Below are 23,030 nucleotides of genomic sequence, written 5' to 3'. Positions count from 1 at the left end.
GCCCGCCCCCCGTGGAGGGCGGGCTGCCGGTGGGCGCCCGAGCGACCGTGGGGTTACTCACGAGTCACTCGAACGTGGACTCAGATTCGGGTCCCCACCTGACCCTGAGGTCATCGTTACATGTCAATTTCCGAATCTGTGGGGGAACGTACAGCGGCCCAACCAGGACAACTCGGCCGCTGGCCGCAGCCGTGCTGCAGAAGGTCCGAATTTGACGAAGCTCGGGGCGAACCGGTTGCACTGTTCCGCCATGCTCGAGGGGTGCCGCAGGCCATGGCCCTCATCCACGAGGCTGAGCAGCTCATCGAGTTCTTGACGGACGACTACCGAGCCGGTCCTCTCGCCCGGGTGGCGCATGCCTACGCGGCGCTCGGGGAGACCGAGTGGGCCGAGCGGGCCGTGGGGGCGGCCAGTGAACTGACGGACGCCCACTACGACGCAGCCATGCGGGTGGGCAGCATCGTCGAGGTTGCCAGGGTGTATGCCCGGCTCGACCGGATGGACCAGGCCGCGACGGAGGTACGCCGGGCCGAGCAACTCGCCGGCACCGTTCAACAGTCGCCCTGGGGTGCGCACGCCGAGGCGCAGATCGTCGGCATACTGGCCGTCATCGGATCGCCAAGGCCGGCGGAACGGTGGGCGCGGTCGATCAAGATCCCGGTGGAACGGGTCACCGGACTGCTCCTGATCGCCGAGGCCCGGCCGCAGGACGCCACGCGGCTGGTCGACGAGGCCGAGCGGGTCGGCCGCTCGATCACGGCCGCGGCGACGACGGTGCGGGCCCTGACCTGGGTCGCCGAGGCGATGGCGAAACAGGGGCGGTACGAAGACGCGTGGCGGGTCGCAGACGAGACCGAGCGCCTTGCCGCCGACGCGGAACCGAATCGCCGACCCGGGGCGTACGCGCAGGTGGCGATCGCCCTCGCCCGTGCCGACCAGGCTCAGCATGCGATGCCGCTGGCACTGCGAGCCGAGGATCTCGCCACGGCCGTCGCGGACCCGGCTACGCGTCTGGGTGCGCTGCAGCAGGTGGTCGAGGCATACGCCCGCGCCGGCGACCTCGAACGGGCCGAGCGCCGCGCCCTCGCGCTCGCCGACCGCTTCGCCCGGGCCGGCGCCCTGTCCCGGCTCGCCGGCGTCCTGGCCGACGCCGGCGACTTCGACAGAGCCGCGGCGCTTGCGCGCACCATCGACAGATCCGAATCGCTGTGGCGGTTGAACAGCCTGCTGGACGTCGCCGAAGCCGTGATCACCGTTTCGGGTACGCCACCTCCCCGCGGTTGACCGGGCGGTAGGCGGATGCCGCACCACGGCCGCTACAAGTGGGTTGGCGTCTGGCCCTCTGCGCATCGCGTCGAAGGGTTACCTGACCTTGACCGCGTCGACGGCGGCAGCCGGGTTGCGCGCGGGGCCACCGGCGTAGACGACCTTCCAGACACCGCTCCTGGCCGCGGTGAACCTCGTGCCGTAGACACCCTTGGCGTTCGTCCTGGCGGCGCCCTTGTAGGTGTAGGACTTCGCCCCGTACGCCCTGAAATAGATCTTGACCGGGACGCCGACGACGACCTTGCCGTCGACCGTCAGCACACCCCTGGCGGTGATTTTCTTGCCCTTCACCACCGGCTCGGGAGTCGCGTTCAGGGTCAGTTTCGACGGTCGCTTGAGATACAGGAACGAGTTGATGCTGTTCGTGTACTGAGCCGGTTCCCGCATCGGCTGCACCATGCCGTAGGCGGTGATCTTGTACCTGCCCGCCGCGCTCTTGCCGCAGATCGGCATCGAGCCCCGGTAGGTCGGCGTCGAACCGACCTGGGTGAGGTACGTGGGGCGGCGACGAGTTCGCCATCCTGTGTGCCCTTGCGCCCAGGGACGCGACCCCGGACATCGCGGCCTGCATGGGCGAGCGCATCCGTGCCGCCGTGGCGGCCTCCGACGACGTCCTGCCGCCGGAACAGCACAGCCGTGCCAGCGTCGGCGTCGCGCTGGCCGCGCCCGAGACCGATGCGAGCGCTCTGCTCGCCGAAGCCGACATGGCGATGTATCAGGCGAAGAAGGCCGGCGGCGACACCGTACGGGTCGTCACCGACGTCGGCGCGCAGCTCGGCGCCGTCCGCGGCACGACCGCGACGGGAGTGGTCTCGGCCATCCGTAGCGGCGAGCTGAGGCTGCACTACCAGCCGATCCGGTCGACCGTTGACAACCGCATCGTCAGCATCGAGGCACTCGTGCGCTGGCAGCACCCCGTCAAGGGGCTCCTGGCTCCGGACAGGTTCCTGCCTGAGGCTGAGCGTGCCGGGCAGCTGCGCGATCTCGACGACTGGGTTTTGCGGCGTGCGTGCAGCGACATGGCGGAGCTGATCGCTCGTCTGGCCGATCGGGTGCCGGAGCACGTCAACGTGAACGTGAGCGTCGGTACGCTGCGGTCCGGCAACGTGGCCGCGCAGGTCCTGGCCGTCCTCGGTGATACGGGTCTCGCAGCCGGCCGGCTGCGCATCGAGGTGCCGGAGACCGTCGATCTGACCCTGCTCACCGCGGTCGTTGCCGAGCTACAGGTGCTGCACCGGCACGGGGTGGCGTTCACCTTCGACGACATGGGTGCCGGATCGTCCACACTGCGGCATCTGTCGGTCATGCCGGTCGCAGGCATCAAGATCGACCGGGCTTTCGTGCACGGGATGCTTTCACACCCTGGTGATCATGCCGTGGTCAGATTGCTCACCGAGCTCGGCCGGGATCTCGACCTGCCGACCACCGCGGAGGGCGTCGAGACCCCGGAACAACTTGCCGTCCTTCGCCAGCTGCGCGTCCCGTACGCGCAGGGCTATCTGCTGGGTCGTCCGCTACCTCTCGAGCATCTCGTGAGCGAACTCGAAAGTGGTGTCGTCAGCCGGTCGTGACGGGCAGCGGCTCAGGTGACACCGCGCAGCCGATGCCGGGGAACACCGGCTGCCGCCAGTTGCTCGGCGAGTTCCGTCGAGGAGTGGTCGAGGAACACCGCGACCTGGTGATCGTCGCCGAGGTGGCATGCCGCGGCGAAGGTGCCGAGATTGATCGGATCGAGTCGCTGGACATCGGCCAGGTCCAGGACCAGGCGTAGCGGCCGTGTGTGACGAATGGCCTGCACCAGCGTGCGGCACAGTCCGGCCGCATCGGTGTCGTCGAGGATGCCCTGGGGGTGGATGACGAGAGTGCCGTCGGTCCTGGTGTTGACGTCGACCGTGGTGGTCGTCATCGCGTTACCTTCCGTTACCCGGTGTTCTCCGAGACGTCAGGTTATGGGGAGGCGACTCCGCGGTCGAGTCCACGAAGGAAGAGTTCATCCAGGTCACGGCGGGGCAACGAAGGCAGCACTCGGCGGGGCGCCCGGGACCGGCGCCCCGCCGAGTGCGATTCAGCGCAGCCCGTTGCGGATCAGCACGCCGATCAGCAGGTCCGGGTCGTCGCTGATGATGCCGTCCACCCCGAGGTCGATCACACGCTGCATGACCGTGGCGTCGTTCACCGTGTACGGCACCACCTTCAGCCGGTACCTGTCCTGCAACACCGCGACCCGCGGGCCGTGGAAGGTGGAAGTAGGCCGGGTTCTGCCGCAGGTACCAGTCGGCGGACGTGACGACCGGTTGCCGCGGGTCGTGCACCTGCCAGTTCGCCGAGACCGTGCCGGCGCCGGCCGCACGCACCAGGGCGCCGACGTCGCGGTGGCGCCACCAGTCGAGACCGCCGGTCCACGGGCTCTTCACCGTCGCATCGCCGTAAACCGGCTGCAACGAACACTCGTCGGCCGGAGTCGTGCATTCGGCCGGACCGTACTGCCAGATCAGCGCGACCGTCTCGAGACGGCGGTCCAGTTGGCGGGCGTAGCGAATGGTGCGCCAGTCGAACGACTGCACGGTCACCCGGTCGGTGAACCCGGCCCGCTGGATCTCGCGGACCAGCGTACGGGTGAAGATCTGATAGGGCGCGGTGTCCGCGACCAGCGGGCTGATCTTCGTCTCGATGTTCAATGCCATGTCCTTGCGGCCGCTGCGCTCGACCAGGGCGAACACCTCCGCGAGCGTGGGAATGCGGGCGCCCGGCACCGCGACCTGCCGCGGCTGGTCCGCCGGTGTCCCCGAACCGCAGTCCAGGGTCTTGAGCTGGGCGAGGGTCAGATCGCGGACCAGGTCACCGACGTACGGGAACTGCGGGTCACCGGGTCGCACAGGCGCGGTGTCGGCGCAGTGCGAACCGTTGACGGTACGGTCGTGCAGGACCACGAGCTGCCCGTCGGCGGTGACACCGGTGTCCAGTTCCAGCGTGGAGATCGCCGGATTCTCCAGGGCGTGGGCGAAGGCCGGCAGGGTGTTCTCCGGCCGTGTGGCCCGGCCGCCGCGGTGCGCCTGGACGTCGAAGGGCGACGCGTACGCCTGCGGCAGCCGCCGGCCGTGCGAGGCGAGCAGCGTACGCAGCCGGTCCGGGTAGTCGGTGATGATGCCGTCGACGCCGTCGTCGATGAGTTTGCTCATCGTCGGGGTGTCGTCGACGGTCCACGGCACCACCTTGATCCCGTTGGCGTGCGCGTGCCGCACCAGTTCCCGGGTCACGTAGGGCCGGTAGGCGGGGTCGGTCACGGTGCCGTTCTGCGGGAAGCCGTGCACGGGTGAGAAGGTGGTGGCGCCGAAGCTGCGGATGGCCCGGATCGGGTCGCCGTCGAAGTCGTCGATGTCGATGCCGCCCAGCCACGGCGAGGCGCCGGGCCGGCCCACCTGCAGGAAGTCGTACTTGGTGAGCGCCACCAGCGGCAGCCGCGGCTCGACCTGGCGCATCCGCATCAGCGCGCCCCAGTCGAAACTCTGGATGGTGACCTGCCGCAGCAGTCCGGCCTTACGGACCTCGGCGGCGGTGATCTGGACGAACAGTTCGCGAGGTGCCGTCTCGGCCGGCGCGCCCGCCTCGACCTTCGTCTCGACGTTCAGCCGCACGTTGCCGGCCTCGTACCGGTTGACCAGGGCGAAGACTTCACTGAGCAGCGGCATGCGTGCGCCCGGTACGGCGAGCTGGCCCGGTTTGTCGGCCAGCGTCTTCGATCCGCAGTCCAGGGTGCGCACCTGTGCCAGGGTCAGGGTGTTGACGTATTTGCCGACGTACGGAAACTCCGGATCGGCGGGCTCGGCCGGCGCGGTGTCGGCGCATTTGGTTCCGCTGACCCGCCGGTCGTGAGTGACCACCGCCTGCCGGTCCTCGGTGATCTGTACGTCGAGTTCCAGCGTGGACACCCCCAGCTGGAGCGCATTGCCGAACGAGGCGAGGGTGTTCTCGACCCGCAGGCCCAGGCCCCCGCGGTGTGCCTGCAGATCGAAGCCGGCCTTCCGGGCGCCGGCCGCTGCCGGTGCCGCCAACGTGCCGGCGATGGTGCCGGCCACCAGCAGTGCCACCGTGCTTCGGCGCAATCCCCACATCAGCGCGTCTCCCTCCACCGACGGGATCGGTCCCGCCCCCGCCGCACAGCCTGGGCGGCCGGTGCGGCGGCCGGCGAAGCGAAGAGATACATCACGGTGAATCGACATCGACAACCAGGGGAAGCCGGTGAATCGATGACGTGGTTGCCGGAAGGGGACGGAGGCCGGATCCCGAGGTCACCTGGCCGGCAGGCGAAACACCCAGTGCCGCCCGGTAGTGGCCGATCAGTTCGTCGCCGATCGCCGCCCATCCGCTGCCGTGTACGGCCTCGCGCCCGGCCGCGCCGAAGGCCCGCCGCCGGGCGGCGTCCGCGGTCAGCTCGGCCACGGCCAGGGTGAACCCGGCACGCTGATGTGGGGCTACGAGATATCCGGTACGGCCGTGAGCGACCAGGTCGAGCGGGCCACCGGCGGCCGGCGCGACCACCGGCAGCCCACTGGCCATCGCTTCCTGCACGGTCTGACCGAACGTCTCGTACCACGGCGTGCGCGTCGTGGCCGACCTCACCGGCGACCACCTGAGCGCCGTGCTGGAGGGCGGCGTCGCTTTCCTGAAGATCAGCCACGAAGAGCTGATCAACTCGGGTCGCGCCGCTGGCGACGACGACGATGCGCTGCTCCACGCGGCACGCCAACTGCGCGCGGACGGCGCCGCGTCCGTTCTCATCAGCCGGGCGGAACGGCCCAGCATCGCCCTGCTCGACGACGAGGCGCATCTCGTCCGTCTGCCACCGCTGCAAACCGTCGACCACCGCGGCGCTGGCGACTCGATGACCGCCGGCGTCGCGACCGTGCTCGCCCGCGGTGGCGACCTGCGTGAGGCCGTACGCACCGGCGCTGCGGCCGGCGCCCTCAATGTGACTCGCCACGGTCTGGGAACCGGCCACCGCGACGCCATCGCTCAACTCGTCACGCGGGTGAAGCTGACGAAGCTGCCCGCCCGCTGACCGTCCCCACGGCCCGCACTGACCGGCCCGGCCGGGGTCGCGTCGCCGGTCTTGAAATAGGGCAGGAAGCCAGCGCCACCGCCAGCAATCCTGTTCCGCCCCACGCGGCCCCGCCTCGGCGAGAAGGGTCACTCAGCGGTGGCTGCGGCCTTGAGTTCGGCGGCCTCGGCCAGGTCCTGCTCACTGACCGCGGCCAGGGAGCCGAAGATCGAGACGGCCTGATAGTAGGTCCAGGCCAGGCTGTAGCAGGCCGGCCGGACGGCCGCCGCATAGGTGGCGCAATTACGTTTGAGGTCCGCGTAGAACATCGAGTCCAGCCGGCTCTTGCTGGCGTCGAAGATCCCCATCGCCACTCGAACGTGCGTTAAGTTTCGGCGCCGCTCCCGCCCGAAAAGCCATCGTTACATGGCAATTTTTAAATCGATGGGAAAACGGTCGCTACCCGTTCCAGGCCGCCCACAGCTCGCTGTACCGGCCGCCGGCCCGCTGCAGATCGTCCGGCGAGCCCTCCTCGACGATCCGGCCCCGGTCCAGGACGAGCACCCGGTCGGCGGTCGCGGCCTGCGTGAGCCGGTGGGCCACGATCAGCGTGGTGCGGCCCGCGGTGGCGGCGTCCGCCGCGCGTTCCAGCTCGCGGGCGCCGGAACTGCCCGCCTCGGCGGTGGCCTCGTCCAGTACGGCGACCTCCGGATCGGCCAGGACCAGCCGGGCCAGGGCGAGCTGCTGAGCCTGGGCCGGGGTCAGCCGGTGCCCGCCTTCGCCGACATGCGTGTCGAGCCCGCCGGGCAGCGCCCGCAACCAGCCCGTCGCGCCGACCAGTTCGAGCGCGCCGAGGAGCTCGTCGTCGCTCGCGTCCGGCCGGCCCAGCCGCAGGTCGTCGCGCAGTGGCCCGGCGAAGACGTGCACCTCCTGGCTGATCAGGGCGATCCGCTGCCGGGTGCGGACCTCGCCCAGTTCGCCGAGGGGCACGCCGCCGAGCCGTACGGTGCCGTGGGTCGGTGCGACGATGCCCGCGGCGAGGGCGGCCAGGGTGCTCTTCCCGGCTCCGCTCGCGCCGACCAGCGCGACCCTCGATCCCGCGGCCAGCCGTAGCGTGATGTCGGCGAGGACCACCGGCCCTTCGTCGTAGTGATGCTCGGCCACCACCACTTCGAGATCGCCGCCGGTCACCGCGGGATCGGTGCCGGCGGCGGCCGGGGCCGCGGGCAGGGAGGCGACGCCGACCAGGCGGGCCAGACTCGCCCCGGCCTGAAGCACGGTGTCCGATTCGAGCAGCAGCATCCCGATCGGATTGAAAAGCCGGTGGAAGTACAGTGCCGCCGCGGTTGCCGCTCCGACGGTCGCCATCTGCTCGCGTACCAGTAGGAACCCGGCGATGAGCACGGCCGCCAGGCCGATCAGCTCGGCCCGGTTGATCCGGGCCACCAACCGGGTGTAGATCTGGAAGACCTCCAGCGTGAGGTCGCGGGTGGTCGCCGAGCATGCCGCGACGTGCGCCACGTGGGTTTTCTCGATGCGGTACGCGCGGGCTGTCGCCGCACCTCGGAGGGCGCCGGCCAGGGCCTGGGTGCGTTCGCCCGACGCCACCCGCTCCTTCACGTAGTACGGCGCCGATCGGGGCAGATACCACCGCAACGCGAACGCGTACCCCGGTGCCGCCGCCAGCCCCGCCAGCCCCAGCCGCCAGTCCAGGGCGAACAGTCCGCCGGCGGTGAGGATCACGGACAGCGCCGCGCTCACGACCAGCGGCCCGCTCGCGGTGATCGCTGACGCCACCACGGTGGCGTCGTCTCCGATACGCGACACCAGGTCCCCGGTCCCGGTCCGTTCCAGGGTGGCCGATGGCAGGTGCAGCGCCCTGTCCAGCACCCGTTCCCGCAGGCGGGCCAGCACGGTCTCGCCGAGCCGTGCCGCGGCCGCCGTGGCGGCGGCGGTCAGCGCCCCGCCGGCCAGTGCCGCCGCGGCGATCACCGCGGCCCAGTACGCGATCCGGCCCGCCCCGGTCCCGGCGATCACGTCGTCCACGAGCCGGCCCAGCACCCAGGGCGCGACGAGACCGGCGGCGGACGCCGCGATCAGCAGTGCCGCCGCGGCCGCGCTCAGCCCGGGCAGCCGGGCGAACTCCGCCCGGATCGCCGCCCAGGTCTGTGGTGGCGTGGCGGTGGGCAACAGGCTCCGGGTCAACGCAGTACGGCCTCTCGATAGGTCGGCTCGGCCGCGACCAGGTCGTCGTGGGTGCCCTCGGCGCGGATGCGCCCGTCGTCGAGCACCAGCACCCGGTCCGTGGCCCGCAGCAACGCCGGGCTGCCGGTGACCACCACGGTCGCCTGTGGTGGTTCCCGGCGGGCCGTGGTGAGTCGTTCGGCGATGAGCGCCTCGGTCACCGCGTCCACCGCGGTGGTCGGGTCGTGCAGCACCAGCACCGGCGGCGCGGCCGCGACAGCCCGGGCCAGGGCGACCCGCTGCCGCTGACCGCCGGAGAGGTTGGCGCCCCGCTCGGTCAGCACCTGATCCAGGCCGTGGTTGTGCAGGACGTCCTCCGCGGCGGCCACCCGGACCGCTGCCATCAGGGTGTCGTCGTCACCGGCCGCACCGGCGGCCAGGTTGTCCCGCAGCGTCCCCTCGAAGAGCGCCACGTCGTGCGGTTCCACGAGCACGACCTGCCGGGACTCCGCGAGTCGCAGTGACTCCGCCGGAACTCCGTCGATCCGCACCGTGCCCTGGTAGTCCTCGCGTGGCACGGTTCCGGCCAGCACCGCCAGAAGCGCTTCGGCGTCCCGCGGGTCGTAGGCCACGATCCCGACCGTCTCACCCGCTGAGATCCGCAGATTCAGGCCGGTCAGCGTCCCGTACCGCAGATCGGTGAGAACGAGCCGCTCGCAAGCCGGCGGCGGCGCGCTCTCGGTGCCCGGGCGCACTGTCGGCGCCGCGTGAAGGACCTTGGCCACCCGCCGGGCCGAGGCCCGTGCGGTGGCCAGCGACTGCACGCACCAGCCCAGCGTCTGGACCGGCTCGGCGATGAACTGTGCCAGCCCGACCACCGCGACCAGCTCACCCACCGTGATCTGCCCGTTCAGCGCCAGCCATCCCGCCGCGCCGGTCACCGCGGCCAGGAGCAGGCCGTTCACCGTGCTGGTGAGGCCCAGGTGCAGGCCTTTCGTGGTGGCGGCGCGCAGGGTGTCGGCCAGGGCGTCGTGGCTGGCCGCCGCGAATCGGCCGGCGGCGTGGTGCTGCGCGCCGACGCCGCGCAGCACGCGCAGCCCGGCGACGAGATCGACGGCGAGCGCGCTGGTCCCGGCCAGAGACGCCTGCTGGGCCTCGCTGCGGCGGGTGAGCAGCGGCGCGAGGCGCTGCAGGGCCATCAACACCAGGGGTACGCCGACGAGCACACCGGCGCCGAGCCAGGGATCGACCATGACCAGCGCCGCCGCCGACACCAGCAGTGCGGTGCAGGCCGCGGCGGCCGCGCCGGCCGTCCGGATCGCCGCGGCCGACCGGTCGGCGTCCGAGGCGGCGACGCTGAGCAGTTCCCCGTCCCGCAGCCCGGACCGCTGCCCGCGCGGGTCGAGTGCGCGTTCGGCGATCCCTACCCGGGCCAGGTGTGCTTCGTGTTCCTTGGCGGCGGTCGAGAACCGGGCCCCGAACCGCCAGGCGAGCGAGAGCACGGTGAACAGCAGGATGAGCGCGGCCAGCGAGAGCAGCAGCGCGCCGGTGTCCGAGGTTGCCACCGCCCGGTCGATGACCACACCGATGGTCACCGGCACCATGGCCTCGGCGGCCTGGTGCAGGCAGAGGAACGCCACCCCGGCCGTCAGCCGGCCCCGCTGGCGCCGCAGGGCCGGGCGCAGCAAACGGTCTCCCACAGAGTGTGCGCCCTTCATTCACGTGTTTAGGACAGGCGAACCTAACAAACCGACGATGTTGGATCGCCATCGCCTGCCGGTCGGGCCGGACCCGGACACGTTTCGCGCGGTCAGCCGGGCGGCCGGGCGCCGCGGGCGGCGCGGGCCGCGGGAACCACCAGCGGTGTGTGGGTCTGTGGATCCGGGATCACCTGGCACGCCAGCCCGTAGACGTGTTCCACCAGTTCCGCTGTGATGATCTCGCGAGGGTCACCCTCCGCGACGATGGTCCCGGCTTTCATGGCGATGAGGTGGGTGGCGTACCGGCACGCCTGGTTGAGATCGTGCAGGACCGCCACCAGGGTACGACCCTGTTCGTGCAGGTCAGCGCACAGGTCGAGCAGGTCGATCTGGTAGGCGATGTCCAGATACGTGGTTGGCTCGTCCAGGAGCAGGATGTTCGTCTGCTGCGCCAGCGCCATCGCCATCCACACCCGCTGCCGCTGGCCGCCGGACAACTCGTCGACGGCCCGGTCCGCCAGATCGGTGACTCCGGTCGCCACCATCGCCTCCGCGACCTGGTACTCGTCCTCCGGGGTCCACTGGCGCAGCAGCCGCTGGTGCGGGTACCGGCCCCGGGCCACCAGGTCGGCCACCGAAATGCCCTCCGGCGCGGTCGCCGACTGGGCTAGCAGACCGAGACGCCGGGCGACCTCCTTCGCCCGGTACGAACTGATCGCCGCCCCGTCCAGGACGACGGTTCCGTGCCGGGGCGACAGCAGCCCGGACAGGGCACGCAGCAGCGTCGACTTGCCGCACGCGTTCGGACCGACGATCACCGTGAAGGCGCCGTCCGGGATCTGGACGTTCAGGCGCTCGGCCACCACCCGGTTCTCGTAGCCGAGGGTGAGTTCCGAGCCGGACAGCCGCGATGTCATCAACCGTTCCCCTTCCGCCATTGCGCGCTGAGCAGCCAGGCGAGATAGACCCCGCCGACCGCGCCGGTCACCACGCCCACCGGCAGTTGAGCGGGCGCCAGGATCCGCTGCGCGACGAGGTCGCTGAGCACCATCAGCAGCGCCCCGGTGATCGCCGCCGGCAGCAGCTGCACCGCCGGCGAACGGGTCAGCCGCAGGGTGACCTGCGGCGCGGCCAGTGCCACGAACGCGACCGGGCCGGTCGCCGCGGTCGCGACGGCGCAGACCGCGACCGCCAGGACCATCAGCGACAGCCGGGACACCGGCACCGGGACGCCGAGCGAGCGCGCCGAGTCCTCGCCCATCGCGAGCATCTGCAGCCGTCGGCTCAGCAGCAGCAACGGCGGGGTCAGAACCGCGAGGGCGATGCCGAGCAGGTACACGTACTGCCAGGTCCGCCCATTGAGGGTGCCGACCAGCCAGACCGCGGCGGACTGGGCGGCGTCCAGCCGGGCACGGCTGATGAGGTAGCTGTTGACCGCGACCAGCATCGCCGCGATCCCGATGCCGACGAGCACCAGCCGCCGGACCGAGCCGCCGCCGCGGGCGGCCAGCCCGTACACGATCAGAGCGGTGACGATGCCACCGGCGACGGCCGCGACGGCGGAACCGGCCGGCCCGGCACCGAAGACGACGATCGACAGCACCGCGCCGGTCGCCGAGCCCGTGGTGAAGCCGACGATGTCGGGGCTGCCGAGCGGATTTCGCGAGAGGCTCTGGAAGACGGCTCCGGACACTGCCAGCGCGGCACCGGTGAGCAGTGCGAGACAGACCCGCGGCAGGCGGAGGTCGAGCAGGATGAACCGGTCGGCGCGCCGGCCGCCGCCCTGCAGGATCTCGACGATGTCGGCGAGGGGCAACCAGATCCCCACCGCCACGACGGTGAACACGACGGCCGCGAACGCGGTGATCAGGAGTGCGCCGCTGACCCACAGGGTGCGTACGTCGAGCCGCAGCGCGATGCCGGGCGCACGGACGGTGAGCCGGCGGGTCACAGCGGCACGATCCGGCGGTGCAGCACGACGGCGAGGAAGATGGGCGCCCCGAGCAGGGCCGAGACCAGGCCGGCCTCCAGTTCGCCGGGCCGCGCGACCACCCGGCCGATGACGTCCGCGACCAACAGCAGAATCGGTGCGAGCACCAGCGAGTACGGCAGCAGCCAGCGCTGGTCCGGCCCGACCAGGGCGCGGGCGATGTGCGGCACGGCGAGCCCGACGAACGCGATGGGCCCGACCGCCGCGGTGGCGGCGCCGCAGAGCGCGGTGACGGCCACCGCGGAGAGCACCCGGGTCCGGTCGAGGTTGGCGCCGAGCCCTCGGGCGGTGTCCTCGCCGAGCGCGATGACGTTCAGCGAAGGTCCCAGAGCGACCGCGATCACCGTGCCGGCCAGGATGAACGGCAGGACGCCCCACAACACGGTGAGGTCCCGGCCGGCGAGCGACCCGACGGTCCACAGCCGGTACCGGTCGAAGGTGGTGGTGTCCAGCAGGGCGACGGCGTTGGTGACCGCCAGCAGAGCGGCGCCGACGGCCGCGCCGGCCAGCGCGAGGCGCTCCGGTGACGCGGCGGCGTGGCCGCTGGTACCGAGCAGGTAGACCACCAGGAACGCGGCGGCGGCACCGGCGAACGCGAACCAGATGTAACCGATCAACGAGGTGACGCCGAGTACCCGGATCGCGAGCACCACCGCCGCCGCGGCGCCCGCGTTGATGCCGAGGATCCCCGGGTCGGCGAGCGGGTTTCGGGTGAGCGCCTGCATGAGCGCCCCCGCCAGGCCCAGCGCGATGCCGGCGGCCAGCCCGATCAGCGTACGAGGAATCCGCAGGTCGATCACGATCCGGACGTTCTCGGCGCTCGCGCCGTCGGCGAACAACGCGTCCCAGACCACGCCGAGCGGGATGGGTTTGGCGCCGACCGCGATGCTGACGGCGGCGACCACGACGAGGACCGCCACCGCCACCAGCAGACCCAGGGCACGCGCGGTCAGCCCGCCCCGGGCGCGAACCCGTGCCTGTGGAGGTCGGTAACCGGCCCGCTCGGCCGCCGACGTCACGCCAGCGTTTCCTTCACCATCGGTACGAATCGCTCGATGGTGTAGGGGGTGCTGAGTACCGAGTTGGTGGAGAAGGCGTTGGCCAGGTCGGCGTCGTCGATGATGAGCATCCGGCCGTCCTTGGCCGAGGGGATGCTGTTGAGAACCGGGTCGTTCTTGAGTTCCTCGCCGCCGCCGATACCGAAGACCACGGTCAGGTCCGCGTCCAGCAGGCCGACCTCTTCCTTGGAGATCGGGGCGTAGTAGTTGGCGGGGTTGAGGTCCTCGATCTTCTGCGAGTTCACAAAGCCGAGCGCCTCCATGAACTGCACCCGGCCGTCGCCGCGCGTGTAGGCGCCGTACTGCCCGCCGAACGCGGCCGCGACGACCACGCTCTTGCCGTGGAACTCCGGGTTGGCCGCCTTCGCGTCGGCGAGCGCCTTGTCGTTGGCGGCGACCAGCGCCTCTCCCTCGCTCTTACGGCCGAGTGCCGCGGCGATCATCTCGGTCTGGTCCTTGAGGGTGGTTCCGTATGGTGGGGTGTCGGCCGGGCCGGACAGCGTGGGCGCGAGCTTCTCGAGCTGTTCCCAGGTGGCCTCGACGTTGTCGCTCTTGGTGAAGGTGATGAAGTCCGGCCGTAGTGCCGCCACGCTCTCGAAGTTGATCTCCGGGCCTTTGAGTACGGTGGGCGTCGCTCCGTTCAGCTTGTCCTGCGCCCAGGGGCCCACCCCGGTCGGCCATGCCTGGAACCAGTCGAGGATGCCGATCGGCACGACACCGAGGGCGAGCAGGGCGTCGGCGTCCGCCCAGCCGAGCGAGACGACCGCTTGCGGTGCCGCGTCCAGGGTCGTGCTGCCGAACTGGTGGGTCACCGTGGCCGGGAAGGTTCCGCCGCCGGCCGCCGGGGACGTACCCGTGTCGGGGGTCTCCTTGTCGGCGCTGTCGCCGCAGGCCGCGAGCAGCCCGGCGGCCGCCGCGCCGAGGAGAAGGTTCCGGCGCGGTAGGGACGGGGTGGTCGCCATGTGGTTCTCCGATTTCGGTGAATGCGCTGGTCAGTGCCGATTAGGCAATCCTCACCTCAGTGTTCACCAAAAGGATCTTAAAATCAGTGTCTCGGTGCATATATCGGATATGCGCAGTCGACGCTAGCGGGCACAGCCGCGCCGGTCGGCGGTTTCACGCATGTTCCCGGTATCGTGCCGGGCCGTCAGCGGCAACCTCGAGAAACGGCCACCAGCGATGGACGATCAGGGACCGCCCCGCGCGGTATGTGCCGCCTTCGGCGCCGTCGGCGACGCGGTTCGACTCGCCGGCGGCAAGGGCGGCACCTGGCGGGTCGGGGACATAGTCATGAAGCCGTCCGAGGGCGACGACGAGGTCCGCTGGCGCGCCGAGGTGCTGACCGCCCTCCCCGAGTCGCCGCGGTTCCGGATCGCCCGGCCGGTCCGTGCCGCCGACGGCGACTGGCTGGCCGGCGGCTGGGAGGCGACCGAGGCCGTCGCCGGGCACCCCGACCAGCGCCGCGTCGACGACGTCATCCGGGTGGGTGCCGCGTTCCACGAGCTGGTCGCGGCGCTGCCGCGGCCCGGGTTTCTGGACACCCGACACAACCCTTGGGTGTACGGCGAGCAGCTCGCCTTCTGCGACACGCCACCTCCGGGTCCGCGCCGACCGTCAAGGCTGCTGGACGAGTTGCTCGCCCTGCGCCGGCCGGTGACCCTGCCCGAGCAGATCGTCCACGGTGACCTGCTGGGCAACATCCTGTTCAGCGACGGCCTGCCACCCGCGGTGATCGACTGGCCGGCGTACTGGCGGCCGCCGTCCTGGTCCTCGGCGGTCGCGGCGGTGGACGCGATGGTGTGGCACGGCACCGGCCCCGAGGTGATCGACCGTTGGGCGCATCTGCCGGGATGGAATCAGATGCTGGTCCGGGCCGCGATCTTCCGGTTGGGAACATGGGACGCGGCGGGCTGGCCACAGGAGCCGGAGGACGCGTACCGCCCCGTCGTCGCGACGATCACCCACCGTACATAATCATTCCGACACGCTAGGTAATGAAGGAAGCGGCCGAGCCCCACGGAGGTCGATTCGACGACGTGCCCGTCCGCTCACGGTCTGTAAATATCGAACTTTCGAGGTCGCGGGGCGGAAAGAGACAAGGTTCATAGGCTGATCAGGCAACCTCCACGAAACACCAGGTCACCCGCAGTAGATGCAGATGTGGTGATTCGCGCACGCAAAGTAGTCGACAAATCGATACCACGGATCATGGTGCCGGCCGCGTCCAGTGGGCGTGGAAAATGTACAGACTGCAGGCGGGGGAAGCAGATGGCGACGGATAGTGACGAGAGTGGCCGTCGTCGCGGTCGTCTGCTGCGCCGCGACGGCCGGGGCCGCAGAGGCGTATGTGCGGTCGGTCCCGCTGCCCACCGATCCATCCGAGCCGCAGGCGTCGACGCTGTACTACCGCGACGGCCGTACCATCCTGGCCCGGGTCGGGACCACCAACCACAATGACGTGCCGCTCTCGGCCGTGCCCGCGGACGTCCGTTCCGCGGTGCTCGCCGCCGAGGACCGCGACTTCTACCACCACAACGGCGTCTCGATCCGCGGTGTCCTGCGAGCCGTCGCCGCCAACGTGAGCGGTGGCCACCAGGGCGCGTCGACCATCACCCAGCAGTACGCCCGTAACGCGTTCCTGACCCAGGAGGTCTCGGTGGAGCGCAAGGGCAAGGAGTTCGCGCTCGCCGTCCAGTTGGAGCGCGAGTATTCCAAGGACGAGATTCTCGAGCGGTACCTCAACACCATCTACTACGGCCGCGGCGCGTACGGGATCGCGGCAGCCGCCCACGCCTACTTCGGCATCACCCCGGAACGGCTCACCGCCGCGCAGGGTGCGGTGCTGGCCGCGGTGATCAGGGACCCCTACAACCTCGACCCGGCGAACGACGGCGAGGCGGCACGGGCCCGGTGGAACTGGGTGATCGAGTCGGAGCGTGAACTGGGCTGGCTCGACGCCGTACCCGACTATCCCGTGGTCAACCCCGCGCCGGCCGGCGACACCGGACCGAACGGCCTGGTCATCGAACGTGTCGAGCAGGAACTGGCCGCACACGGCATCACCTCGCGGGCGTTGCACACCCAGGGCCTGTCGATCGTCACCACGCTGGATCCGGTCGCCCAGAACGCGGCCGTCTCCCAGGTCACGGGCCATCTCGCGGGGCAGCCGAAGGACCTCCAGGTCGCGCTGGTCGCGGTCGACCCCGGTTCCGGAGGGGTCCGGGCATACTACGGCGGCGACCAGGGGCGGGGCTTCTTCGACTACGCCTCGGCGGCGTACCCCGCCGCGTCCACGTTCAAGCCGATCGTGCTCGCCGCGGCACTGCGTGAGGGAATCGGATACCTGTCACGCTGGGACGGCAGTTCGCCACGTACGTTCACCGGCCGTCTCGGCGTGCCGCTGGAGAACCCCGCGAACCAGCAGTGCCCCGTCTGCACGCTGGAACAGGCGATGGTGAAATCCCTCAACACCCCGTTCTACGCGGTCACGGAGAAGATCGGGGCGGACAAGGTCCGGACGATGGCGTACGACCTCGGTGTCCAGCGAAAATACGCGGGCGCCCGGTCCCTGGTGGACGCCGAGGGCGAGCCGACGCCCGGAAAGACCCGCTCGGATATCGCCATCGGACGATACGCGGTCGCTCCGGACGATCTGGCGAGCGTGTACGCGACCTTCGCCGCCGGTGGAGTCCGGCACGACCGGCATTTCGTCGAGAACGTCTCCGCACCCGACGGGCGCCAGGTCTGGACCGTCGTCCCCACCTCGAAACGGGTCCTGGACAGCGAAGCCGCCGCCGACGTGTCCGCCGTGCTCGGTGCCGTGGTGCGCGACGACGGAGCGGTGCCGAACCGGCCCGCGGCCGGCAAGACCGGTGTTCAGCAGTGGGGCGACACCAAGGACAACCAGGTCGCGTGGATGGTCGGCTACACGCCCGAACTCGCCTCGGCGGTCTGGATCGGCAAGGCCCAGCCGGGACCGATCCGCGACCGTCTGGGCAGAGCGATCGAAGGACGGACCCTGCCGGCCCAGCTCTGGCGGGATTTCACCCAGGTCGCCCTGAACGACATTCCGAAGACCGCGCTCCCGAAGCCGGTCCATGTCGGGCGTACGGATGTCGGCGACGCGGGGCGGTCGAAGGAGAGCAAGAAGCCCACGGACAAGGACAAGGGCTCCGACGACAAACCCGGCCGCGGCATTCCGGTCGTGCGCACCGCGGGCAAGGGCCAGCGGCTCGCGTTGACCTTCGATGACGGGCCTTCGCCGTACACGGCCCAGGTGCTCGACCTGCTCGCGGAGCAGCATGTGCGGGCGACGTTCTGCGTGGTCGGCGAGGAGGTGGAGAAATACCCGGATCTGGTACGCCGAATCGTCGCCGAGGGTCACGTCCTGTGCAACCACTCCTGGAAGCACGACGACCTCGGCCGGCTCTCCGCGGCCGAGGCCAGCGCCGACATCGCCCGCACCGACGCCGCCATCGCCGCGGCCGTACCCGGTGTCACCGTACCGTTCTTCCGTGCGCCCTTCGGTTCGTGGGGTAAGTCGGCCATGGCCGGCACCGACCTCGGGCACACTCCCCTGGGCTGGGTCGTCGACCCGGACGACTGGCTGCTGCCCGGCGCCGACGTGATCGCCGACCGGATCGAGAAGCAGCTCCAACCCCGCGCGGTCGTACTCGTACACGACGGCGGCGGCGAACGCGACCAGACCGTCGAGGCGCTGACCCGGCTGATCCCGAAGCTGAAGAAACAGGGTTGGACGTTCGATCTCCCCGAACGCACGGTCCACTCACAGCCGCTACCCACAGCGCCGGTGAAGCCCACGCCATCGGGTTCCACGTCACCGTCGCCAGCACCGGATCCGGGCCCGTCCACATCGGTGAAACCGGCAGACAGCGGCCGAGGCGCCAGCAGCGCGGCGGGCGGGTAGGCCCCTGGGGGGATACAGCGGCGGGAAGGATCCGTTCGGACTACTTCACAGCCTGCCGCTGTTCGTCGGCGCCGGCGGCCTTCGCATCCTCGTGGCGTCGCCGTTTCACCGGACCGCGCTCGTGACGTTCACTTACGCGCACCCGTTCACGCCGGCGACTCGTGGACTGCCGACCCGGATCGTGGTCTCGCTGTACATCCGTCATAGCGTCTCCCAGGGACCGGGCACCGGCGACGCGTAGCGGCGGAGCTCCTCCACCTCGTCGGTGCGGTTGTCCCGCGGGACCGCGGTCAGAACGTCGGCCGCGGCCATCGCGAGCGTGTGCACAGACCACGGTACGGTCTGGATCGCATCGAGCGCGAGCGTTGCAGCTCCGCGCGCGGCCCCGGCCCGGGCCATGGCCAGCGCGTAGTAGACGCGGGACTCGGCCAGCCACAGCGGCGTCCGCACGAGTGCCTGCTCAGCCTCCTCCTGCGCCCGCTCGGCGCTTTTCATGTCGCCGGTCCGGGCCTCGACGAACAGGTGGAAGTTCACGGTGCGGGCGTGGGCTCCGGTCGGGCTGTTGTCGCCGAGCTGGTCGGCGATCCGCCGCATCGCCTGCACTCGCTCGCGGCCGCCCTCGAGGTCGCCGGTCATCGCGGCCACGCCGGCCAACGCGGATTCGGCTTCCAGTCGGCCGAGTGTCGGCGTGTCGGTGACGGCCAGGGCTTGCTCGGCCATCGCGGTCACCTCCCGCCGGCGCATGCCCTCGTAAACGGCTCGGGACGCGGCCCGGCCGAGTACATAGGTCTCGGTGTGCGGGTCGCCGCCGCGCTCGGCCAACGCCGCGGCGGTGCGATACCAGCCGAGCGCTTCGGGAAAATGCCCGCCATTGCCCTGCCACAGTCCGTAGAACAGCGAAAGCATGGCGGCGGCGCGGACGTCGTCGGCGCGTTTCTCGTCGGCGATGGCCTGCCGTACGACGATCAACTTCGCGCCGAGGGCGGTTCCGAACTCGTCATCCGGGGCCAGCACCAGGCGGCGCTGCATTTCGGCGACGGTGGCGTCCCAGTCCTCCGGATGCTCAACCGCGTCCAGGAGGCCGCGGCGTAGCAGCTCGTCGACGGTGGCCCGGCCGGTGGTGGCGGCGGTGACGCTCAGGGCGGCGCCGAGCATCCACAGCGTGGATCGTCGTCGCATGCCGTCGCCTCCCTCCGGTGGCTGTTGAACGAGGGACAACAGCAGCGGTTCGGTGCCGAGTGCCGCGTCCAGCTGTCGGGCGTGGTGGAGCCGCATCTGCCGGTCGCCGGTTTCCAGCCGGCTGATCAGGGTGCGGTCCATGCCGGCCCGAGCGGCTAGGCCGCCGAGTGAGTAGCCGCTGGCGTCTCGTAAGCGTCGCAGCATTTCGCCGGGGCTGCCCACGCTCTGATCGTCTGCGTCAACGCCTGTCAACACCATCGCCTGCCTTCCGTGGCCGCTGATCCCCGCGGTACGGCTGGTGGCAACAGTGGCGCTGCCCTTATACCTCGTGTGGGTGGTCTGGATCGGCACCGGTTGTCAACAGGGAGATGCCTCACGGTGGCCTTGCCGCATCGCACTATCAGTGCAGCGGCGGCGGGTCTTGCGTGACCGTGAGAAGTTCGTGATTACCCGCCGCTACCCGTGAGCGGCGGGCCGTCTCCTCGTGGAGGCTGTCCGGCCCGCCGCTCCCCGAACCCCCGGGGAGGCGAGCGTGATAGCAGAGATCATCCGTCGCATGTGCTGGCGAGGCCGTGTCGCCGCCGCACACGCCGAGCGTGACGCCGCCCGGCGCGAGGCCGCCGAGCGGTCCGCCGCGGTCCGCCGGATCCTCGACGACGGCCAGGCCGTACCCGACCCGGTGCGGGCACAGAGAAGGCGGGCGGCATGAGGCGCGACTACCCACCCGGCGTCGTACTGCACGCCCCGCACTGCCGCGAGGCCGGCGACGGCAACCGGGCGACCCTACCGGTGCTCCGGGCGATCACGGACTACCCGAGCCACCGCTGGTGCCCCTGCGGCAACGTCGACGACACGCCGCACGTGGTGGTGGAGCAGGTCGGATACGGCCCGCACCTCTACACACCGATGTCCAGTCCAACGCCACGAGACGCCACCCGCGCCCTGTGCGGCATCTGCCGGGGCACGCACGGCAACCCCGCATCGGGGCTGCCGATTCGCCATGCCTGAGCCGCACACTTTGCCCCCGCCGCTCTTGGCCGTGGGCCCACGCATACTGCCGACCGATGGCTGGGCCGAGGTGTGGATCGACAGCGGATCCGGCTTCGGGTACGTGCGACGGGTCCCCACCGACCAGCTCGCCCTCGCACCGCTCGACGACGGTGAGGGCGAGAACGCCATCTACCGCCTCCATCTCGCGTCGGCGGCGGCCCGTGACTGATCCGCTCGACCTGGTCCCGGTGCCCGGCGGACACCGAAGCCTCGACAGGTGGCGGTTCATGCTCCCCCGCTGGCGTATCCGTCGACTTTGACCATCACCCATGTGGATGGTCCGCAGAGTGCGCCGCCGTGGTCCGGGTAATCCGAGCTCTGGGCACTGCCGGGCAGCGGCTGAGCTTCCCGGCCGCACCGGCCGGGCAGGAAAGGAGTACATCGTGATCGAGGTCAAGGGGATGCAGGTCGACGAGGCTGACCTGGCCGGCGCCGGCTGGCGCAAGAGCAGCCGGTCCGGCTCGGCCGGACATTGTGTAGAGGTCGCGGTCGTCGGGCAGGCGATCGCGGTCCGCGACTCGAAGAACCCGGACAGGGAGCCGCTGATCTTCACCACGGCGGAGTGGGATGCGTTCGTGGGCGGCGCGAAGGACGGCGAATTCGACCTGAGCTGATCCGAGGAGCCGGCGGCCGGGACCACGCGCAAGGTGACCCCGGCCGCTGGCCTATTCGCCCTCGGACTCGGTTGAAGGTGGATGATCCCTTCGCCGGTTCGGCGTTCTCCGCCGACAGGGCACCTGAGCGGCACAGGCCAAGCGAACATGCAACAGCGTTAGTGTTCGGACTGCGGCACTGCCTCGCCAACGGTCACTCCCGGTGGTGGTGGGTCCGGGCGTCCGCCACCCGGCTTCGCCGATGTGAGTGCGTTGCCACAACCACCGACACCGATGGTTCAGCCGGCGGGAGACGCGGGCCGCGTGCTGTCTGTTCGCCTGACCGGCGTGTTTTGAGCGGCGGCCAGCCACCACCGGTCTTCGCGTTCGATCAGCACGTAGAGGGCCATCTCGGAAAAGCCGTCCACAGCGAGTGCCTGACGGCGGATATGCGCCACAACGACGCCGGGCGCGGGCGCCAGGACCGACACGACTTCGAATTGTGAGGCCGGCGCCGGGGGCGCGGTCAGCGGCGCCGACTGGCTCATCAATCGGTGGTGAATCGCGTTCAACCCCTCGAACCCTGTCAGAGTCGCTCCGTAAGGACTGCCCCAGAGGATGTCGGCGGCGAACCAGGCGTCGTAGACGTCGGCGTCCAAGGCGTCTCCGCCTCGTTGCAACTGCGCCGCCAGATCCGCAGCGACTTTCGTCGCAGTCGTACGAAGGGTCGAGTCGTCCAGCGCCACCCGTTGCGTGATCTCTTCCATTAGCCGCTCCTCGCTATCGGTCCCGCGCATGCCACTGACGCTAAAAACTCAACCCGTGTTGAGGTCAAGCAGTCGTCAGGACGATGGATCGGACAGCGCAACAGCAGGCATTGACTCCTGCCGCCGATCGGACACTACGGCGAGTCACCGGAGCCGCGGGCCGTGGACGTCCGATCGTGCCGAGTTGAGTGCGCACCGCCAACGCGAACTCCGCTAATCTCAACTCGTGCGTTGCTACTTGATAGCCGAGCCCGGTGTGAACCTGACCGAGGTGTACGCCGCCTTGGTCTCATTGGACATCGATATTGTCGAGCCCGGTGATGTGTTCGGCCGAGATTCCACACCTGGACCTGGGTGGCTTCCCCAAGTCGACCTTCTATGTGCAGTATTTTCGGCCGACGCGGGATGGGAGACGCCAGCTTCAATATTTTTGGAGATTGGCCAGGCCGTCGGAGCGCAGCTACCAACTCTAGTCATCGCCGAGCCGCCAAGACGGCTAGACCCAGCCCTATCATCAATACCCACCACTCGTGTGCCGCTAACAAGTGCCCTGGCCCTGCATGACCAGATTGGTCTATTTGTTCGAACGTTTAGCGGAAGTCCGTCACCGGTGAGCGCGCCTGTTCCAATGATTGACAGGAATATTCTGCGAGAAATCAAGGAAGATCTGGCCGACATTCGTTCAAATTCACAGCAGCAGGACCCTTCGGCGGCGGCCGAGCGTCTCGAAAGAGCATCACTTCAACTTATTACTGCTGCAGGCGGCGAGGCAGTATCCATTGACCGCGACGATGAACCGGTCGATTTTGCGGCGTGGATACCAGGGACTGAGAAGTTCCTTTCCAGCCCTCTTCTGATTGAGGTAAAGCTGCTGCGCAGGCCAGAGGTCGCTCGCGGAAGCATAGACAGATTGCGAGCAGCTGCCAATAGCCGGGGAGCCACCTGGGCACTCCTACTTTATTTCTCGATCACCGATGCCGGTGGGGTAAAGATTCGGGGAGGGGCTTCCTGGCCGTACATCATGGCGCTCAACATCGAAGAGCTAGCAACAAGGCTTCAGGATGAAGGGCTTGCGCAGATATTGAACAACGAGCGCAATGCCATTATGCACGGGGCAAGCGGTCAATGAGTACCCTTTTTGAGGCGAGACTCGACGCATATCTGCGGCTTGCGGGTGCCGCCGCATCCCACCTGAAGAAGGGGCGCCTATACGAGAAT

Annotated in this window: 22 protein-coding genes and 2 pseudogenes; 11 read left to right on the top strand and 13 right to left on the bottom strand. The window is 70.0% G+C overall.

Annotation, left to right across the window (positions count from 1 at the left end; translation table 11 throughout):
- The first annotated feature begins 261 nt into the window (after positions 1-261).
- Positions 262-1,284, top strand: coding sequence for a tetratricopeptide repeat protein (locus tag IEZ13_RS10425; RefSeq protein ID WP_183220670.1), 1,023 nt, complete (start codon positions 262-264; stop codon positions 1,282-1,284).
- Positions 1,285-1,362: 78 nt separating this feature from the next.
- Here IEZ13_RS10425 and IEZ13_RS10420 read toward each other — a convergent pair whose 3' ends face one another.
- Positions 1,363-1,779: a hypothetical protein gene (locus IEZ13_RS10420; protein ID WP_183220668.1), complete on the bottom strand. Its 417-nt coding sequence runs from the start codon at positions 1,777-1,779 to the stop codon at positions 1,363-1,365.
- 56 nt (positions 1,780-1,835) lie between these two features.
- Here IEZ13_RS10420 and IEZ13_RS47450 point away from each other — a divergent pair.
- Both IEZ13_RS47450 and IEZ13_RS10415 read left to right on the top strand, forming a co-directional pair.
- Positions 1,836-2,051: pseudogene (locus tag IEZ13_RS47450) on the top strand (diguanylate cyclase domain-containing protein); the annotation flags it as partial.
- Positions 2,031-2,897: an EAL domain-containing protein gene (locus IEZ13_RS10415; protein WP_306421509.1), complete on the top strand. Its 867-nt coding sequence runs from the start codon at positions 2,031-2,033 to the stop codon at positions 2,895-2,897. The pseudogene IEZ13_RS47450 and the gene IEZ13_RS10415, both read left to right, overlap by 21 nt.
- Positions 2,898-2,908: 11 nt before the next feature.
- Here IEZ13_RS10415 and IEZ13_RS10410 read toward each other — a convergent pair whose 3' ends face one another.
- From IEZ13_RS10410 to IEZ13_RS46395, 3 genes are all read right to left on the bottom strand, one after another.
- A complete protein-coding gene (locus tag IEZ13_RS10410) occupies positions 2,909-3,232 on the bottom strand; it encodes an STAS domain-containing protein (RefSeq protein ID WP_183220664.1) in 324 nt (107 codons plus the stop codon).
- 4 nt (positions 3,233-3,236) lie between these two features.
- Positions 3,237-5,438 carry a glycerophosphodiester phosphodiesterase family protein gene (locus IEZ13_RS10405; protein ID WP_203833761.1) on the bottom strand — a complete coding sequence of 734 codons (2,202 nt, stop codon included), beginning with the start codon at positions 5,436-5,438 and terminating at the stop codon, positions 3,237-3,239.
- A gap of 91 nt (positions 5,439-5,529) precedes the next feature.
- Positions 5,530-5,946: a glycosyltransferase gene (locus IEZ13_RS46395; protein WP_372441858.1), complete on the bottom strand. Its 417-nt coding sequence runs from the start codon at positions 5,944-5,946 to the stop codon at positions 5,530-5,532.
- On the opposite strand from IEZ13_RS46395, the gene IEZ13_RS46390 reads away from it, so the two are divergent.
- Positions 5,933-6,385, top strand: a complete 453-nt coding sequence (locus IEZ13_RS46390) for a PfkB family carbohydrate kinase (protein ID WP_229794595.1) — start codon at positions 5,933-5,935, stop codon at positions 6,383-6,385. The two genes, IEZ13_RS46395 and IEZ13_RS46390, sit on opposite strands and share 14 nt — an antisense overlap.
- Before the next feature lie 128 nt (positions 6,386-6,513).
- Here the strand turns inward: IEZ13_RS46390 and IEZ13_RS10395 are convergent.
- The 7 genes and pseudogenes from IEZ13_RS10395 to IEZ13_RS10365 form a co-directional block, all read right to left on the bottom strand.
- Positions 6,514-6,735, bottom strand: a pseudogene (locus tag IEZ13_RS10395) (phospholipase A2); the annotation flags it as partial.
- A gap of 88 nt (positions 6,736-6,823) precedes the next feature.
- The gene (locus tag IEZ13_RS10390; protein WP_229794594.1) at positions 6,824-8,554 is read right to left on the bottom strand and encodes an ABC transporter ATP-binding protein; all 1,731 of its coding nucleotides are present in this window, start codon (positions 8,552-8,554) and stop codon (positions 6,824-6,826) included.
- An 11-nt stretch (positions 8,555-8,565) separates the two neighbouring features.
- Positions 8,566-10,248, bottom strand: coding sequence for an ABC transporter ATP-binding protein (locus tag IEZ13_RS10385; protein WP_229794593.1), 1,683 nt, complete (start codon positions 10,246-10,248; stop codon positions 8,566-8,568).
- Positions 10,249-10,358: 110 nt separating this feature from the next.
- Positions 10,359-11,165: an ABC transporter ATP-binding protein gene (locus IEZ13_RS10380; RefSeq protein WP_183220652.1), complete on the bottom strand. Its 807-nt coding sequence runs from the start codon at positions 11,163-11,165 to the stop codon at positions 10,359-10,361.
- Positions 11,165-12,199 carry a FecCD family ABC transporter permease gene (locus IEZ13_RS10375; RefSeq protein WP_183220650.1) on the bottom strand — a complete coding sequence of 345 codons (1,035 nt, stop codon included), beginning with the start codon at positions 12,197-12,199 and terminating at the stop codon, positions 11,165-11,167. Before IEZ13_RS10375 ends, IEZ13_RS10380 begins: the two co-directional genes overlap by 1 nt.
- A complete protein-coding gene (locus IEZ13_RS10370; RefSeq protein WP_183220648.1) occupies positions 12,196-13,257 on the bottom strand; it encodes an iron chelate uptake ABC transporter family permease subunit in 1,062 nt (353 codons plus the stop codon). The genes IEZ13_RS10375 and IEZ13_RS10370 overlap by 4 nt, the downstream gene beginning before the upstream one ends.
- Entirely contained in the window at positions 13,254-14,258 is a 1,005-nt protein-coding gene (locus IEZ13_RS10365) for an ABC transporter substrate-binding protein (RefSeq protein WP_183220646.1), read from the bottom strand. Before IEZ13_RS10365 ends, IEZ13_RS10370 begins: the two co-directional genes overlap by 4 nt.
- Before the next feature lie 160 nt (positions 14,259-14,418).
- Here IEZ13_RS10365 and IEZ13_RS10360 point away from each other — a divergent pair, with 160 nt between their 5' ends.
- Both IEZ13_RS10360 and IEZ13_RS10355 read left to right on the top strand, forming a co-directional pair.
- Positions 14,419-15,270: a TIGR02569 family protein gene (locus tag IEZ13_RS10360; protein ID WP_183220644.1), complete on the top strand. Its 852-nt coding sequence runs from the start codon at positions 14,419-14,421 to the stop codon at positions 15,268-15,270.
- 316 nt (positions 15,271-15,586) lie between these two features.
- Complete coding sequence (locus IEZ13_RS10355; RefSeq protein WP_229794592.1) at positions 15,587-18,223, top strand: transglycosylase domain-containing protein; 2,637 nt, start codon at positions 15,587-15,589, stop codon at positions 18,221-18,223.
- A gap of 201 nt (positions 18,224-18,424) precedes the next feature.
- Here IEZ13_RS10355 and IEZ13_RS10350 read toward each other — a convergent pair whose 3' ends face one another.
- Positions 18,425-19,606, bottom strand: coding sequence for a helix-turn-helix domain-containing protein (locus tag IEZ13_RS10350; protein ID WP_183220640.1), 1,182 nt, complete (start codon positions 19,604-19,606; stop codon positions 18,425-18,427).
- A gap of 352 nt (positions 19,607-19,958) precedes the next feature.
- On the opposite strand from IEZ13_RS10350, the gene IEZ13_RS10345 reads away from it, so the two are divergent.
- The 4 genes from IEZ13_RS10345 (at position 19,959) to IEZ13_RS10330 (ending at position 21,066) form a co-directional block, all read left to right on the top strand.
- The gene (locus IEZ13_RS10345) at positions 19,959-20,111 is read left to right on the top strand and encodes a hypothetical protein (RefSeq protein WP_183220638.1); all 153 of its coding nucleotides are present in this window, start codon (positions 19,959-19,961) and stop codon (positions 20,109-20,111) included.
- Positions 20,108-20,410 (top strand): hypothetical protein, encoded by a 303-nt coding sequence (locus tag IEZ13_RS10340; protein WP_183220636.1) that lies wholly within the window; start codon positions 20,108-20,110, stop codon positions 20,408-20,410. The genes IEZ13_RS10345 and IEZ13_RS10340 overlap by 4 nt, the downstream gene beginning before the upstream one ends.
- A gap of 31 nt (positions 20,411-20,441) precedes the next feature.
- Positions 20,442-20,621, top strand: a complete 180-nt coding sequence (locus IEZ13_RS10335; RefSeq protein WP_183220634.1) for a hypothetical protein — start codon at positions 20,442-20,444, stop codon at positions 20,619-20,621.
- 214 nt (positions 20,622-20,835) lie between these two features.
- Positions 20,836-21,066 carry a DUF397 domain-containing protein gene (locus IEZ13_RS10330; RefSeq protein WP_372441857.1) on the top strand — a complete coding sequence of 77 codons (231 nt, stop codon included), beginning with the start codon at positions 20,836-20,838 and terminating at the stop codon, positions 21,064-21,066.
- 278 nt (positions 21,067-21,344) lie between these two features.
- On the opposite strand, the gene IEZ13_RS10325 is transcribed toward IEZ13_RS10330, so the two are convergent.
- Positions 21,345-21,812 carry a DUF4440 domain-containing protein gene (locus IEZ13_RS10325; RefSeq protein ID WP_183220807.1) on the bottom strand — a complete coding sequence of 156 codons (468 nt, stop codon included), beginning with the start codon at positions 21,810-21,812 and terminating at the stop codon, positions 21,345-21,347.
- Between the two features lie 256 nt (positions 21,813-22,068).
- Between IEZ13_RS10325 and IEZ13_RS10320 the strand changes: the two genes are divergently transcribed.
- A complete protein-coding gene (locus tag IEZ13_RS10320) occupies positions 22,069-22,941 on the top strand; it encodes a hypothetical protein (RefSeq protein WP_183220632.1) in 873 nt (290 codons plus the stop codon).
- The last annotated feature ends 89 nt before the right edge of the window (positions 22,942-23,030 follow it).

The sequence above is a fragment of the Actinoplanes campanulatus genome, assembly GCF_014647795.1.
Taxonomy (GTDB): domain Bacteria; phylum Actinomycetota; class Actinomycetes; order Mycobacteriales; family Micromonosporaceae; genus Actinoplanes; species Actinoplanes campanulatus.
The sequence above is the reverse complement of the archived record's forward strand: the minus strand, read 5'-3'. Positions and strand labels throughout refer to the sequence as shown.